We start from the raw sequence: 13,474 nt of genomic DNA on the forward strand, positions 1-13,474 counted from the left end.
AAGGAATCGTTCTCATGTTAGGTTTTCTGACATGGGTTTTATTTTTGTCAAGAAAATTATTTGCGTTCGGGCAAACTTATTTTGTTGTCAGATTTTAAATTTTGATTTATGATTTTTAACAGGGACAAAATGTAGTGAATTGTCGAATAATATGTAATACTCTTAATTTCAAGTTTTATAGATATAGAATGAGAGGTAGAGTGACACATCGAAGAGGGGGTTACAACAAATATGAAAAGAATAGGACTTGCATGGCAAATATTAATAGGACTTGTGCTTGGTATTGCGGTTGGTGCGATTTTCTTTGGCAATCCAGCAGTGGTGAGTTACTTACAACCAATTGGTGATATTTTCATCCGACTAATTAAAATGATTGTAGTACCGATTGTTGTAGCAAGTATTGTTGTTGGGGTTGCTGGTGTTGGCGATGTTAAAAAATTAGGTCGACTAGGCGGAAAAACAATTATTTACTTTGAAATTATTACAACAATTGCAATTATTGTCGGTCTATTAATTGCGAATATTTTCCAACCAGGAAAAGGCGTAAATATGGAGCAGTTAACAAAGACAGATATTTCGAAATATACACATACGACAGAGCAAGTACAAAGTCATTCGTTTGCAGATACATTTGTAAATATTGTTCCAACAAACATTGTAAAGTCATTAGCTGACGGAGATATGCTTGCTATTATCTTCTTCTCTGTATTATTTGGTTTAGGTGTAGCAGCAATTGGTGAAAGAGGAAGACCGGTTCTTCAATTTTTCCAAGGTGTAGCTGATGCGATGTTTTACGTAACAAATCAAGTTATGAAATTTGCACCATTTGGTGTGTTTGCACTAATTGGAGTTACAGTTTCTACATTTGGTCTTGCTTCGTTAATTCCATTAGGGAAATTATTAATTGTAGTATACGGGGCAATGATTTTCTTCGTTGTAGTTGTCTTAGGACTTACAGCGAAAATATTTGGAATTAACATTTTCCAATTCTTTAAGATTTTAAAAGACGAGCTGATCTTAGCATATTCTACAGCGAGTTCAGAAACAGTTTTACCGAAAATCATGGAGAAGATGGAGAAGTTCGGTTGTCCGAAAGCAATTACATCTTTCGTTATTCCGACAGGTTATTCATTTAACTTAGATGGATCAACTTTATATCAAGCAATTGCGGCTATTTTCTTAGCGCAAATGTACGGTATTGATTTATCCATTACACAACAAATTACATTATTGCTTGTATTAATGGTTACATCAAAAGGTATCGCAGGTGTACCAGGCGTATCGTTCGTTGTATTATTAGCGACACTTGGTACAGTAGGTATTCCACCTGAAGGTTTAGCGTTTATTGCAGGTATTGACCGTATTCTAGATATGGCTCGTACAGCAGTTAACGTTGTAGGTAACTCTTTAGCAGCTGTAGTTATGTCTAAATGGGAAGGTCAATATGACGCTGAAAAAGGACAAGCCTACTTGAAAGAAATTTCTAATAAGCAAGCAGCTTAATTATAATTTGAACAAGCTCTCACATAATATGTGGGGGCTTTTCTATATAGAAGGGGAGCAGACGTAATGAAACGTAAATATGGTGACGGTTCTTCGTGGAAGCGACTACTAGAGAAGGATTATACTGTTAAGCAAATAGAAGAAGGAATGCTAGGAATACTGGAAATAAAAAAGGTGAGAGAACCTAGTTGTAAAGAATATGACGGTAAAGAGCTATGTATTGCTGGCAATCAGTATACGTGGATTCAATATTTCATAGACGAGAAAAACTTTGCGATTACCGCTATGTTAGATGATCAAAAGGAATTAGTGCAATATTATATCGATGTGGCGAAAGACTATGAAATAGACGAGCGTGGTTTACCGTATTTTGATGATTTATATTTAGATGTAGTATTATTACCGAATGGTAAAATCTATGTATTGGATGAAGATGAGTTAGAGGATGCTTATAAAAGTGGCGATGTTACAAAAGAAGAGTATGAGTTAGCTTGGTACACTACAAAGTGGATTATAGCTGCAATAAAAAATAATGAATTTTATTGGATTTCAATATTGGAAGAAGAAATCAAAAAGTTAAAATGATTATTGTATTCAAATTTTTGTATAATTACCAAAAAAATCTATACAAAAAATAATTGACTTTTGTTTTGTAAGCGAGTAAAGTTAGGGAAGAAATTATTATTAAAAAATAAATATGAAACCTTCTTATAAAGAGAGGCGGAGGGACTGGCCCTACGATGCCTCGGCAGCGGACTCGATTTCAGAGTGCTGTGCCAAATCCAGCAAGCATATGCTTGAAAGATGAGAAGAGCGTTTCTTATAGATGTATAAGACCTCTTCTCGTTGGAAGAGGTCTTTTGTTATTCATTAGAAAAAGGTTGAAACTAGGGAGAGATGGTACTTTGAAAGAAACGAGAGGAAATGGTTTGGCATTATTACCACTTGGGATATTTTTGGCGCTATTTATTGGTTCTGGAATTATTACAGGTGATTTCTATAAATTGCCGATACTTGTAGCAATTTCAATTGCTGTAGGAGTCGCTTTAGCAATGAATCGTAAAGAAAGTTTTCATGTAAAAGTGGAACGATTTGCTAAAGGTGCAGGGAACCCAGACATTATGATTATGGTTCTAATTTTTGTACTGGCAGGAGCATTTTCTGAAACAGCAAAAGGGATGGGTGGCGTTGATTCTACAGTTAACTTAGCGCTATCAATTTTACCACAAGGATTTATCGTAGCTGGCATTTTCGTTATAGGAGCATTTATTTCATTAGCGATGGGAACTTCAATGGGAACAATTGCTGCATTAGCACCAATTGCTGTAGGTATTAGTGGGCAAACTGATATCTCAATTGCACTTACGATGGCTACTGTTGTTGGCGGAGCGATGTTTGGTGATAATTTATCATTTATTTCAGATACAACAATCGCAGCTGTACGTTCACAAGGAACAGAAATGAAAGATAAGTTTAAAACGAACTTTTTAATTGTATTACCAGCGGCTATTATTACAATCGTACTATTAGTAATCATTACTTTAGGAAGTGATACGCAGATTAAAACACATAGCTTTGACTGGATAAAGATTTTACCGTATGCAGGAGTACTTATTACAGCGCTACTTGGTTGGAATGTACTTATCGTGTTAACTGGTGGAACTGTACTATCTGGGGTTATCGGTCTTTTAGATGGAAGTTATACGTTAGAGAGTTTCTTTAAAAGTGTAACGACTGGAATGGGCGGTATGATGGAGTTAGTATTACTCGCTATTTTAATTGGCGGTATGGTCGAATTGATTCAATATAATGGTGGCATTCAATATTTAATGAATATTTTAACGCGTAACATTCGTTCAAAAAAAGGAGCAGAGTTCGGTATAGCTGGTTTAGTAGGTATGACGAATATGTGTACAGCGAATAATACAATTTCTATTATATTTACAGGTCCGCTTGCGAAAAACATTGCAGATCAATATGAAATTGATCCTCGTAAATCAGCGAGTGTATTAGATCTTTTCTCGTGCTGTGTGCAAGGGTTAATTCCGTATGGTGCGCAAATGTTAACAGCAGCAGGATTTGCGGCGTTATCTCCAATTGAACTGTTACCATATGCGTTTTATCCAATCTTAGTTGGAGTATGTGGAATCATTTCTATATTAATTGGTTTCCCGAGGTTTTCTAAAGTAGCGGAAAAGAAAGAGTATCATAAAACAGCATAATGAAAATGAAGTGTATGAAAAGTAACGAAAGCCGTACAGAGAATGTTCTCTGTACGGCTTTTTATGTGCGGGAAAAGAGTGAATGATCCCATGCTACCGTATGTTTTTACAAAAGGCTGAATGCAACTCGGTCTTAAGTCTGAGTTAAAAACGGTTCTTAAGCTCGTTATGGAAAAAAGAAAAAATAGTTAAGATAAGAGTATCAAATCGAAGGGAGGCAAGCACAAGATGAAACAATTTCTAGCGTTTATCGCGGCTGGTATTTTAGCTTTAATTGCTCTTGGTAGTCTTGCTGGTATTGTAGGATTCGCAATCGGAGCAGGAGTTGTGTACTGGAGCTATAAATCATTTGTGCGAGCACAATCATTTTTTGGAAAGTTAGCTTGGGGTATTGTTGGTTTGATCGGCTTGTCCATCGCCCTTTCTCATTCCCCAGCATTAATTGGTATTGCAGCATTAGTAGTTTTATACTACGGATACCGTGAGTGGAAAAAAGAAAAAGATGTAGTTGTTGATTCTGCTCCAGAAAGTTCTAAACCATATAGCAACTTTGAAGATGAGTGGAACAAGTTAATGAAAAACTAATATAAAATCAATCAAATTTATAAAGTAGAAGAGAGGAAGATTATAATGAAACAATCTTTATTCGGACGTGTACGCGATGCAATTTTAGCAGATTTTCATAATGTGTTAGATGAGAAAGAAAGAAAAAATCCAATTGCTATGTTAAACCAATATTTACGTGATAGTGAGCGTGAAATAACAAAAATTGAGAAGTTAATTCAGCGTCATAAAACATTAAAATCTAACTTTGCCCGTGAGCTTGAGCAAGCACGTTATTTCGTGAATAAAAGATCTAAGCAAGCGATCATCGCTCAAGAAGCAGGCGAATTACAACTACATGAGCGTGCATTAGAAGAAGTAGCTTATTATGAAGGGCAAGTAACTCGATTAGAAGAAATGTATACAGGTGTTGTAGAACAAATTGATGAGTTAGAGCGTCGTCTTTCTGAAATGAAAAATAAATTAAAAGAAATGCACGCAAAACGTATGGAATTAATGGCACGTGAAAATATGGCACATGCAAATCGTCGTATGAATACTGCGATGCATAAAATGGATGAAAATAATCCATTCTTACGCTTTGAAGAAATTGAAGATCATATTCGCGACTTAGAAACTCGTATGAATGAGGAGCATGAACGTGATACATTTGATATGAAGATTGCAAAGCTTGAGCGTGAAATGAAAGAAAAGAATGATGTATCGTTAACGAAAGAGTTAACAAAATAATAGTAGTATATTATAAAACAGGCTTATGATATAGTGATAGGAGAAAAGGTGTTGGAAAGCAATGCCTTTTCTTCTATGTATATGTGACAAGAAGGGGGGAGCTGAAATGAAGAAACATTTTTCAAAGACACAATTAATGGGGATGCTCCTCATCATATTTGGATTCGGTCTTTTTCTTGATATGATACTTGGACATTTTGAACCAGGTGGTCTCATTTTTGCATTTATTATGCTTATGTTTGGAAGACATTATCGTAAAAAGAATCGTTATGTACGGGGAAATGTATTTTTATTTATTGGTGGTATCGTATTTTTATTCTTCTTATTTTCATCAGCAGCATTTGTTCTTGTCGTATTTGCTTGTTTAGCTTTAATTGGTTATCAATTGATTCAACAAGGACATAAGCAAAAGGCAATGAAGGTTGAAATTAAAGAAAAAGGGATTATAGACGAAGAGAAGCAAATATATCGTACAGAACCATATTTGAAAAATATGTTTGTAGGCAATGTACGAATGATGGATCATATTTATGAACTTGAGGATATAAATGTTCAATATGGTGCTTGTGATGTGGAAATAGATTTAACAACTGCCATGATTCCAGAAGGAGAAACGGTAATTGTTATTCGGGGTGTCGTTGGTAATATTCGTTTATATGTGCCATATGATATTGAACTGTCTTTAAATCATTCTGTTATTGTCGGACGTGTGCTCTTGCCAGGTCATGAGGAGACAGGGTTTAACCGCAATGTTACATTTAGAACAGAGCAGTATAAAGAGGCTCCTCGTCGTATTAAAATTATTTCTTCGCTTGTCGTAGGCGATACGGAAGTGAGGAAAGTATAATGAAGAAACAAAAAAATATTTCGTGGATGTATATTCGTTATTCTATGTTGTCCTCAGTTAGTATCGCACTCATTTGTACAATTGTATATGTATGGAAAAGTGAGCAACAAGTATATGATTTATTATGGAAGGAATCCATCGCTTCTGTTCCAATTGGCTTGTTTATTATGACTACAAGTTTACTTATCGGGGGAATTGTAGGATATGCAATCGGTTACTATATAGAGCAGCGTATACAAGGGTTAAATACGTTTCTATTTGAAGTGGAGCGAGGGAATTTTCCAAGCGATGTTTCGTTTACTGCAGATGATGAATTTCATGAAGTGGAACGAAAAGTAATCGGTCTGGCTCGTCGATTAGAGGAGCAAGCTGGACTCTTTCAAAAAGTAACGAATGAACGAGCTCATTGGAATGAAGAGATGAGACAAGAAGCGATTTCCCAAGAAAGGCATCGATTGGCGAGGGAGCTGCATGATTCTGTAAGTCAGCAGCTTTTTGCAATGTCGATGATGATGTCGGCTATTAATGAACAAGTAGCTGAATTTCCAGAAACGACGAAAAAGCAGTTGCAACTTGTTGAAAATATGGTTGTAAATGCACAATCAGAGATGAGAGCATTGCTTCTTCATTTACGCCCAGTACAGTTAGAAGGTAAGAAACTAACAGAAGGTATAGAAGAATTATTAACAGAACTATCTAGAAAGCAACATATGAAAATTGAATGGTTAATTGAACCGATTCAATTAAAAAAAGGTGTAGAAGATCACTTATTCCGCATTGTACAAGAGGCGCTATCTAACACTTTACGTCATGCGAAGGCAAAGAAAACAGAAGTGCGTCTTCGAAAAATTGATCAATATGCAATATTGAAAATTATTGATGATGGTGTAGGTTTTAAAGTAGGAGTGAATAAGGCTGGTTCTTACGGATTAAGGTCAATACAAGAGCGTGTTCATGAAATTGGTGGGACATTAAAGGTACTTAGTTTTCCAAATAAAGGTACACAAATAGAAGTAAAAGTACCGATTATGATTGAGAGAGGGGGAGAATCATGATTAAAGTATTACTAGTGGATGATCATGAAATGGTTCGAATGGGTGTATCAGCATATTTATCAACGCAGCCAGATATTGAAGTAGTTGGAGAAGCTGAAAATGGAAGAAAAGGTTCAGAGTTAGCTTTGCAATTAAGGCCGGATATTATTTTGATGGACCTTGTCATGGATGAGATGGATGGTGTTGAAGCAACACGTGCTATTATTCAAGAATGGCCAGAAGCAAAAATTGTAGTTGTAACGAGCTTTTTAGATGATGAGAAATTGTATCCTGTTATTGAGGCCGGAGCGACAAGTTATTTATTAAAAACATCAAGAGCGAGTGATATAGCAGACGCTGTACGAGCTACTTATGATGGAGAAACGGTATTAGAGCCGAAAGTTACTGGTAAAATGATGTCTCGTATGCGTCAGAAGAAAGAACAACCTTTGCATGAGGAGTTAACAGAAAGAGAGTCTGAAATTTTGTTATTAATTGCAGAGGGGAAAAGTAATCAAGAGATTGCAGACGAGTTGTTTATTGCCCTCAAAACAGTAAAGACACATGTGAGCAATATATTAAATAAGCTAAATGTAAGTGACCGCACACAGGCAGTTATTTATGCGTTTCGACATCAATTGACGAAATGAGAAAGTGAAATTTTAACCAGTGGGGTGGTCCCCACTGGTTATTAGTTTGTACAAAATCTTTTTATTGACGCTAATAAATGTAAGCGTTATCATTTAGTTGTTAACAGTACATACAAAGGGGAGAATGTATATGCTAGTTCAAACGATATTTGGCATGGATAAATCAAAAAAATTAGGGGATTATGTGAACGCATTACAAGCGCTTTGTGAACAATATAATGTTGAAACAGATAAAATTGCAATTGTTGAGGCGACAGAAGAGTACTATTTATTTTTAATAAAGCAAGAAGAGTGCTACGATGTTGTCAAAGTAGAAACAGTGGATACAAATATCGACTATTATACGAAAGCGTATAAAATAAGCAGTTTTAATCATACTGCTTATCAAAAGTAAAAAACTCCCTTTTGGGAGTTTTTTTAGGATGCTTTTACTTCACGAGATTCGGTTAGTAAGGGAACTTTTTTCGCGCCACTTAGCTTAGCGATTGCAAGGCCAATAAGAGCTCCAGCTAATGCAGGTACTAGCCAGCCTATGCCTTCATTATATAAAGGGATAAATTCAAAATATGATGTGATAAATGAAACTGAAATACCTCCTTGTTTTAATCCATCAAATACGCTCACTATAGCTGCTCCAATTAAAGCACCTACATAAACAGAACGATATCCACCAAAATATTTATAAAGTAACGATAGTAGAACAAGTACGATTGCAATTGGATATACAACGAGTAGAATTGGAACAGAGATGGCAATGATTTTTGTTAAACCTAAGTTAGCAACTAGTAACCCTAAAGCACAAATGATACTTGCGAATGTTTTGTATGAAAATTTAGTCAATAATGTTGAGAAATATTGACTACATGCAGATACGAGTCCAACACATGTCGTTAAGCAAGCGAGTGTAACGATTAGAGCTAGTAGAAGTAAGCCGTATGGACCGAATAATTGTTGTACGATAACAGTAAGTAATTGTCCACCATTCTTTGCATATCCGAGCGAGACGCTAGTTGTACCGAGCCAGCCAAGCGCACCATATACAAGTACGAGACCAGTAGCGGCAATAAGTCCTGCTTTTGCTGTTGCGATGGCAATGGATTTACGATCATTCACACCTTTAGAGCGAATAGCATTTACAACGATAATTCCAAATGCAAGTGCTGAAATGGTATCCATCGTTAAGTATCCTTCCATAAATCCTTTGAAGATCGGGGAAGTTTGATACTCTTGCATCGCTGGTCCTGATTGCCCGAGTGGTGTAAATACACTTTTAACAAACAATAAGAAAATAGAGAGTAATAAAATAGGTGTTAATATATTTCCAATGCGATCTACAAGTTTAGATGGATTCAAGCTCAGCCAATATACGATAGCAAAGAATATGATTGTATATACAAATAGCACTAGGCTGCTAGAACGGATTGTTTCTGGTAAGAAAGAACTTACACCCATTTCATAAGCGACATTTGCAACGCGTGGAATACCCATAGAAGGACCAATGGCAATGTATACAACTACCGTAAAGAATATTCCGAATAATGGGTGAACATGACTTGCAAGTTGTTGCATACCATTTCCTGATAGAGAAATTGCGATAACAGTTAGTAGTGGTAAACCGACTCCTGTTAGTAAAAATCCAATCATTGCCGGCCAAAAGTTTTCACCTGCATTTTGTCCAAGCATGGGAGGGAAAATTAAATTACCTGCCCCAAAAAATAAAGAAAATAGCATAAGACCCGTGAAAAAAATATGTTTTTTTGATACAGTGTTCATTGTTTTTCCTCCTTTTTTACATTCATTTGTAAGAACACAAAAAACTCGTCCCTAAAGAAAGGGACGAGTTATATTTACCCGCGATACCACCCTAATTTATACATGTAGAAATGAGTCTATATGTATACGGCTTTACAACGTACAACATGATACGTGTTCCTTGTAACGGGGGACAGCCGGTAAGAACTTACTATAACATTCGGTTCTACTTCTCGGAGATGATTTTCGGTTATGCACTGAACGTTGGCTTTCAGCAAATCGCCAACTCTCTGGGGGACAGTCCTATAACGTACTCGTTCTCGTCAATGAATTTTTATTCAAGTATTCTGACAGTATTGTTACATGTTTTTTTTTTGAAAGTCAATATTTTTTTGGAAAAGATATATTTATATGCGGAATTATTTGAGATAATATTCTTTTTTTGAGGTAAAGGGGGATGTAAATTGGATTGTAAAATGGGAGTAAAAAGTTGTAGAGAATTGTAAAGTTTGCGGAGAAAGTTGATATTTATAGGAGTAAAGAAGGGATTATTTGAATTTACAGAGAATAATACAACAATCCACTTGCTGGAAAGAACAAACCAAAAGAGGTGACTGGAATGCTTGCGATGGGAGTATTATTTGGCATTATTGCTATAATTGGTTTTATGTGGTTATATTATTCGCGTTCGTTTAAACAAGCAGAAGTTTTACTCTTTCAAAAAGGTAGTTTGTTGACAAATCAGTCTAGATATTTAGTATGTCCGAAGTGTGGAAGTGCACAGGCCAGAAGTGGAGGGTATCAAGAGTGTTGCAAAATTAGATTATGAAAGAAGGAAGCCTCACATTATTTTGTGAGGCTTCCTTCCTTACAACTTCATGGCGCTCCAAATGGTCCACCTATCCCTTTCGATAATAGGAGAGACGTTTTGTAAGGCAGTCTGTACTTGTTGTAGAAGTTGAGAAAGTTCATAATCTGTTAATTCGTATAGAATGGATCGACCTGTTCGGGGGGATAAATCTTGCAATAATGCTTCGACAGACTCATGTATTTTTCGTACTTCCCATTGTGTTTGAGTGGGGAACACGTGAAGAAAATATTTTTGTAATTCTTGTTGTATCGTGGTGGTTTTTGGTCGTCTTTTTGATTCTATTTCGATAAGTTTCGGAAATATAGAGAAAAAATATCCACGAATGTGTTCAGGGCTTCCAGGAATTGTACAATCTTCAATGGTTCGGTCTTGTACAATAAGTACACCGTTTTTCTTTAATATACGAGAAGCTTCACGTAGAAATGTAGGAATGTCTTGCAAATGATGAATAACCGCACGCGAAATAACAATGTCGAATGTATCGTTAGGATATGGAGTACTATGTGCATCACCGTGAATGAATGAAATATTTGAAAATCCATTACAGTTTTCTTTTGCAGCTTGTAATATTTCTTTTGAAAAATCAAGCCCAACAACACTTTTTGCTCCCATAAGAGCAAGTTCTTTCGTATAAATCCCGCCACCACAGCCGATATCAATTATTCGTTTGTTTTGTATGTCTGTAATATTTTTTATCATTTCTCTCCAAGAAATATGGGCGTTTCGCTGTGCGTATGTGTATTTATTATTTGCATCGTGAAAATTAATGGGCATGAAAAAGACCTCCTTTCAATGCTTAGTATAGCGTATTTTATAGTGTGTCACGTTTTTGTTTTTTATATGAAGATTATAAGAGTTTCTTATTGTAAAAGGGGGATTTAGGTGAAAAGGAAATATGTAGTGCTGTTATTTGCTATGTTACTAGCATCTTGTAGTCAAGTTGAGCCAAAAAAAGAAACAAAAAAAGTGGAAGAGACGGTGAATGAAGTGAAAGAAACAATAGAGGTAACCGTTATACAAAAAAAAGATAAAGAGAAAAAGTTACAAGAATCTGAAGCTAATGTAGTAATAGACATTATCGATAAAGCTGAGAAACAAGAAATAACAGGTAGCTTCGGTGAACCTGAATATGAAATACAAATTAGTAGAGATGGGAAAAAGGAAACATATTATGCATGGCTAAGAGGAGAGGATAGACGAGGATGGATACAACATAAGAAAGCTATGTATATGCTGAATAAAAAAGATACAGAAAAGCTTTTGGCTATATTTCCAAATGTATCAGAACAAAAAGAAGATGAGATACAAGTAGGTCCTTTAACGGAAGTAACGAAAAAAGATTTGCAGATTACCGCGTTTCATATTAAAGCGGGCGATCAAAAAGTGAATTATACAGTACGGTATACGATTTCACAATCACTATACAACAAGTTAGAGAAGGAACAAAAATACTATTTGCAGGTTATTTTTCCAGAAAAAGTTCAAAAATTAATTGGAGCAAAAGAGAGTGAAAAAATCTTAGGAGAAAAGGTAAAGGAAGGATATAAACAGTATGAATTGCATGCTACTGTTCCGGTACAAGGTGCTTCAGAATCACAATTAAAGTCATTAGAAACATATTATGAAAATTATGATTTAAAAATATTAAATAGTAAACAAGAAAAAATAGGTGTTTTTCAAAATATTATTCAAATTGTTAAAGAGTATGGTGAAAAAATGAATTTACAAAGGTAAAGTGAATCTTTATTTAGTTTTTACGGATTGGGGTGAATAAAAATTTGTCAATTTTATATGTACTTTCCTAGGAAATGATAATAGAGAGGGGACGCCCCTCTCTATTACTTTGCTTTTGCAGATGGCTCATTCATTGATTTTCGTGTAATAAGGAAAGAAATCATAAGAGCGGAAAGGATGATAAGGGCAATAAATACGTGATTGGGCAACAAATCTAATAATAATACGTAACTAACAGTATAAAAAATAAGAGTTGAAGCTAAAAACGATAGAGCGCCTATTATGAGAGATTGTAAATTCAATTGTGTGCACCTCCTTTTATTTATATTTTTGGCTAAAAATGGATTATATAAACATTATTTCTAACAATAGAAAAAAATATGTCATAATAGAGAAAAGAACAAGCTTTGATGAATGTATATGATTCATTAATGAAAGATAAAGGAGAGGAATATGAAAAATAATAAAAAAGGATTATGGGGAATTCTTGTTGCAATAGGGCTATTTTTACTTTCTAAGTTAAAGTGGGTATTTGCAATTTTTAAATTAGCAAAGTTTTCAACGGTATTTAGTATGTTTCTATCACTTGGTGCGTACGCGGTTATATATGGTTGGAAATTTGGGGTAGCGCTCATTTATTTGTTGTTTATTCATGAAATGGGCCATTTATGGGCTGCGAAAAGGAAAGGTATACCAACATCGCCAGCAATATTTATTCCATTTATGGGGGCTCTTATTGGGATGAAAGAGATGCCTAAAAATGCAAAAGATGAAGCATATATTGCCTATATGGGACCTCTTTTCGGATTATTTTCATTTTTACCGGCTATTCCACTTTATATGATAACGAAAGAGCCGTTTTGGGCGCTCATTATTTTACTCGGAAGTATGATTAATTTCTTTAATTTAATTCCGGTTTCTCCGTTAGACGGGGGACGGATTATTTCAGTTGTAAGTACGAAAATTTGGGGAGCGGGGCTTGTTTTATTACTTGGGTATTCAATTTATTTTAAAAGTATTTTGGGAGGATTTATTGTTATTATCGGCTGTATGGAATTGTATAGAGTAATAAAAAGAGATGAGCCAATTAAGGAATTAGGATATAAAATTGATGGAATGAAAGAATATGTTGCAAGGCTTGAAGAGGAGTTAAAAGAAACTGGTGCTGTGCATCGAAATATATATATGATGCAACATGAAATAAATGTATTAAGGCAAAAAGAAAGAGAGAAAGAATTAAAAACAGGAGAATTTCAAAAGATTGAAGTGTTAGAGTATTTGTTACCGAAGTTTGAGCCACTGGATTACGTCCCGTATGAAGATGAAAAAGAAACACATACCATTCATATAAGAGAAGCATTTGAAATGTCAGAAAGAAAATTAGAGGAATGGGATGCGGAAAAGAGACAACAGGAAAACTACTATAAAGTGGATACAAAAACGAAATGGACGGTATTTGCTTGTTATATCGGATTAATGGCTATACTTGGCTACGCAGCTTATGAAGGATATATTGTTTTACAAGAACATTTGCCAACGAGAAATGTATAAAAGAATATTGTCGAAAT

The 13,474-nt window shown here is 35.1% G+C and carries 15 protein-coding genes, 1 riboswitch and 1 other annotated feature; of the genes, 12 read left to right on the top strand and 3 right to left on the bottom strand.

Going from position 1 to position 13,474, the window contains the following annotated elements:
• Window positions 1–231 precede the first annotated feature (231 nt).
• The 9 genes from gltP (at window position 232) to PSR14_RS08285 (ending at window position 7,943) form a co-directional block, all read left to right on the top strand.
• On the top strand, window positions 232–1,503 hold the full coding sequence (gene gltP, locus PSR14_RS08245; protein WP_000821149.1) for a glutamate/aspartate:proton symporter GltP: 1,272 nt from the start codon (window positions 232–234) through the stop codon (window positions 1,501–1,503).
• Between the two features lie 66 nt (window positions 1,504–1,569).
• Window positions 1,570–2,088 (top strand): DUF402 domain-containing protein, encoded by a 519-nt coding sequence (locus tag PSR14_RS08250; RefSeq protein ID WP_000824677.1) that lies wholly within the window; start codon window positions 1,570–1,572, stop codon window positions 2,086–2,088.
• Between the two features lie 120 nt (window positions 2,089–2,208).
• Window positions 2,209–2,314, top strand: a riboswitch (SAM riboswitch).
• Between the two features lie 94 nt (window positions 2,315–2,408).
• The gene (locus PSR14_RS08255; RefSeq protein WP_000665478.1) at window positions 2,409–3,725 is read left to right on the top strand and encodes a Na+/H+ antiporter NhaC family protein; all 1,317 of its coding nucleotides are present in this window, start codon (window positions 2,409–2,411) and stop codon (window positions 3,723–3,725) included.
• Window positions 3,726–3,953: 228 nt separating this feature from the next.
• Entirely contained in the window at window positions 3,954–4,310 is a 357-nt protein-coding gene (locus PSR14_RS08260) for a hypothetical protein (RefSeq protein WP_000808648.1), read from the top strand.
• A gap of 45 nt (window positions 4,311–4,355) precedes the next feature.
• Window positions 4,356–5,018, top strand: a complete 663-nt coding sequence (locus PSR14_RS08265; protein WP_000814144.1) for a PspA/IM30 family protein — start codon at window positions 4,356–4,358, stop codon at window positions 5,016–5,018.
• A 106-nt stretch (window positions 5,019–5,124) separates the two neighbouring features.
• Window positions 5,125–5,865: a cell wall-active antibiotics response protein LiaF gene (gene liaF / locus PSR14_RS08270; RefSeq protein WP_000716087.1), complete on the top strand. Its 741-nt coding sequence runs from the start codon at window positions 5,125–5,127 to the stop codon at window positions 5,863–5,865.
• The gene (locus PSR14_RS08275) at window positions 5,865–6,920 is read left to right on the top strand and encodes a sensor histidine kinase (RefSeq protein ID WP_000744320.1); all 1,056 of its coding nucleotides are present in this window, start codon (window positions 5,865–5,867) and stop codon (window positions 6,918–6,920) included. The genes liaF and PSR14_RS08275 overlap by 1 nt, the downstream gene beginning before the upstream one ends.
• Window positions 6,917–7,549 carry a response regulator transcription factor gene (locus PSR14_RS08280; RefSeq protein WP_000598709.1) on the top strand — a complete coding sequence of 211 codons (633 nt, stop codon included), beginning with the start codon at window positions 6,917–6,919 and terminating at the stop codon, window positions 7,547–7,549. The genes PSR14_RS08275 and PSR14_RS08280 overlap by 4 nt, the downstream gene beginning before the upstream one ends.
• A 124-nt stretch (window positions 7,550–7,673) precedes the next feature.
• Window positions 7,674–7,943 (top strand): DUF3992 domain-containing protein, encoded by a 270-nt coding sequence (locus PSR14_RS08285; protein WP_001997062.1) that lies wholly within the window; start codon window positions 7,674–7,676, stop codon window positions 7,941–7,943.
• A 23-nt stretch (window positions 7,944–7,966) separates the two neighbouring features.
• Here the strand turns inward: PSR14_RS08285 and brnQ3 are convergent, their stop codons facing one another.
• Complete coding sequence (brnQ3, locus tag PSR14_RS08290; protein ID WP_098487266.1) at window positions 7,967–9,322, bottom strand: branched-chain amino acid transport system II carrier protein BrnQ3; 1,356 nt, start codon at window positions 9,320–9,322, stop codon at window positions 7,967–7,969.
• A gap of 56 nt (window positions 9,323–9,378) precedes the next feature.
• Window positions 9,379–9,637: a binding site (T-box leader), on the bottom strand.
• A 283-nt stretch (window positions 9,638–9,920) separates the two neighbouring features.
• On the opposite strand from brnQ3, the gene PSR14_RS08295 reads away from it, so the two are divergent.
• Window positions 9,921–10,130: a hypothetical protein gene (locus PSR14_RS08295; RefSeq protein WP_000880630.1), complete on the top strand. Its 210-nt coding sequence runs from the start codon at window positions 9,921–9,923 to the stop codon at window positions 10,128–10,130.
• 39 nt (window positions 10,131–10,169) lie between these two features.
• On the opposite strand, the gene PSR14_RS08300 is transcribed toward PSR14_RS08295, so the two are convergent.
• Window positions 10,170–10,946 carry a class I SAM-dependent methyltransferase gene (locus PSR14_RS08300; protein WP_001122121.1) on the bottom strand — a complete coding sequence of 259 codons (777 nt, stop codon included), beginning with the start codon at window positions 10,944–10,946 and terminating at the stop codon, window positions 10,170–10,172.
• A gap of 108 nt (window positions 10,947–11,054) precedes the next feature.
• On the opposite strand from PSR14_RS08300, the gene PSR14_RS08305 reads away from it, so the two are divergent.
• Window positions 11,055–11,906: a hypothetical protein gene (locus tag PSR14_RS08305; protein WP_000824720.1), complete on the top strand. Its 852-nt coding sequence runs from the start codon at window positions 11,055–11,057 to the stop codon at window positions 11,904–11,906.
• A gap of 104 nt (window positions 11,907–12,010) precedes the next feature.
• Here the strand turns inward: PSR14_RS08305 and PSR14_RS08310 are convergent, their stop codons facing one another.
• Window positions 12,011–12,208 carry a hypothetical protein gene (locus PSR14_RS08310; protein ID WP_001053353.1) on the bottom strand — a complete coding sequence of 66 codons (198 nt, stop codon included), beginning with the start codon at window positions 12,206–12,208 and terminating at the stop codon, window positions 12,011–12,013.
• A gap of 151 nt (window positions 12,209–12,359) precedes the next feature.
• Between PSR14_RS08310 and PSR14_RS08315 the strand changes: the two genes are divergently transcribed.
• Window positions 12,360–13,457, top strand: a complete 1,098-nt coding sequence (locus tag PSR14_RS08315; RefSeq protein WP_000794507.1) for a site-2 protease family protein — start codon at window positions 12,360–12,362, stop codon at window positions 13,455–13,457.
• The last annotated feature ends 17 nt before the right edge of the window (window positions 13,458–13,474 follow it).

The organism is Bacillus sp. A01H (assembly GCF_045277205.1).
Taxonomy (GTDB): domain Bacteria; phylum Bacillota; class Bacilli; order Bacillales; family Bacillaceae_G; genus Bacillus_A; species Bacillus_A paranthracis.

Bases quoted from the DNA above. Each gene is read 5' to 3' on its own strand.
- gltP (WP_000821149.1), top strand. From the start codon at position 232: ATGAAAAGAATAGGACTTGCATGGCAAATATTAATAGGACTTGTGCTT.
- PSR14_RS08250 (WP_000824677.1), top strand. From the start codon at position 1,570: ATGAAACGTAAATATGGTGACGGTTCTTCGTGGAAGCGACTACTAGAG.
- PSR14_RS08260 (WP_000808648.1), top strand. From the start codon at position 3,954: ATGAAACAATTTCTAGCGTTTATCGCGGCTGGTATTTTAGCTTTAATT.
- PSR14_RS08265 (WP_000814144.1), top strand. From the start codon at position 4,356: ATGAAACAATCTTTATTCGGACGTGTACGCGATGCAATTTTAGCAGAT.
- liaF (WP_000716087.1), top strand. From the start codon at position 5,125: ATGAAGAAACATTTTTCAAAGACACAATTAATGGGGATGCTCCTCATC.
- PSR14_RS08275 (WP_000744320.1), top strand. From the start codon at position 5,865: ATGAAGAAACAAAAAAATATTTCGTGGATGTATATTCGTTATTCTATG.
- PSR14_RS08280 (WP_000598709.1), top strand. From the start codon at position 6,917: ATGATTAAAGTATTACTAGTGGATGATCATGAAATGGTTCGAATGGGT.
- PSR14_RS08285 (WP_001997062.1), top strand. From the start codon at position 7,674: ATGTATATGCTAGTTCAAACGATATTTGGCATGGATAAATCAAAAAAA.
- brnQ3 (WP_098487266.1), bottom strand. From the start codon at position 9,322: ATGAACACTGTATCAAAAAAACATATTTTTTTCACGGGTCTTATGCTA.
- PSR14_RS08295 (WP_000880630.1), top strand. From the start codon at position 9,921: ATGCTTGCGATGGGAGTATTATTTGGCATTATTGCTATAATTGGTTTT.
- PSR14_RS08300 (WP_001122121.1), bottom strand. From the start codon at position 10,946: ATGCCCATTAATTTTCACGATGCAAATAATAAATACACATACGCACAG.
- PSR14_RS08315 (WP_000794507.1), top strand. From the start codon at position 12,360: ATGAAAAATAATAAAAAAGGATTATGGGGAATTCTTGTTGCAATAGGG.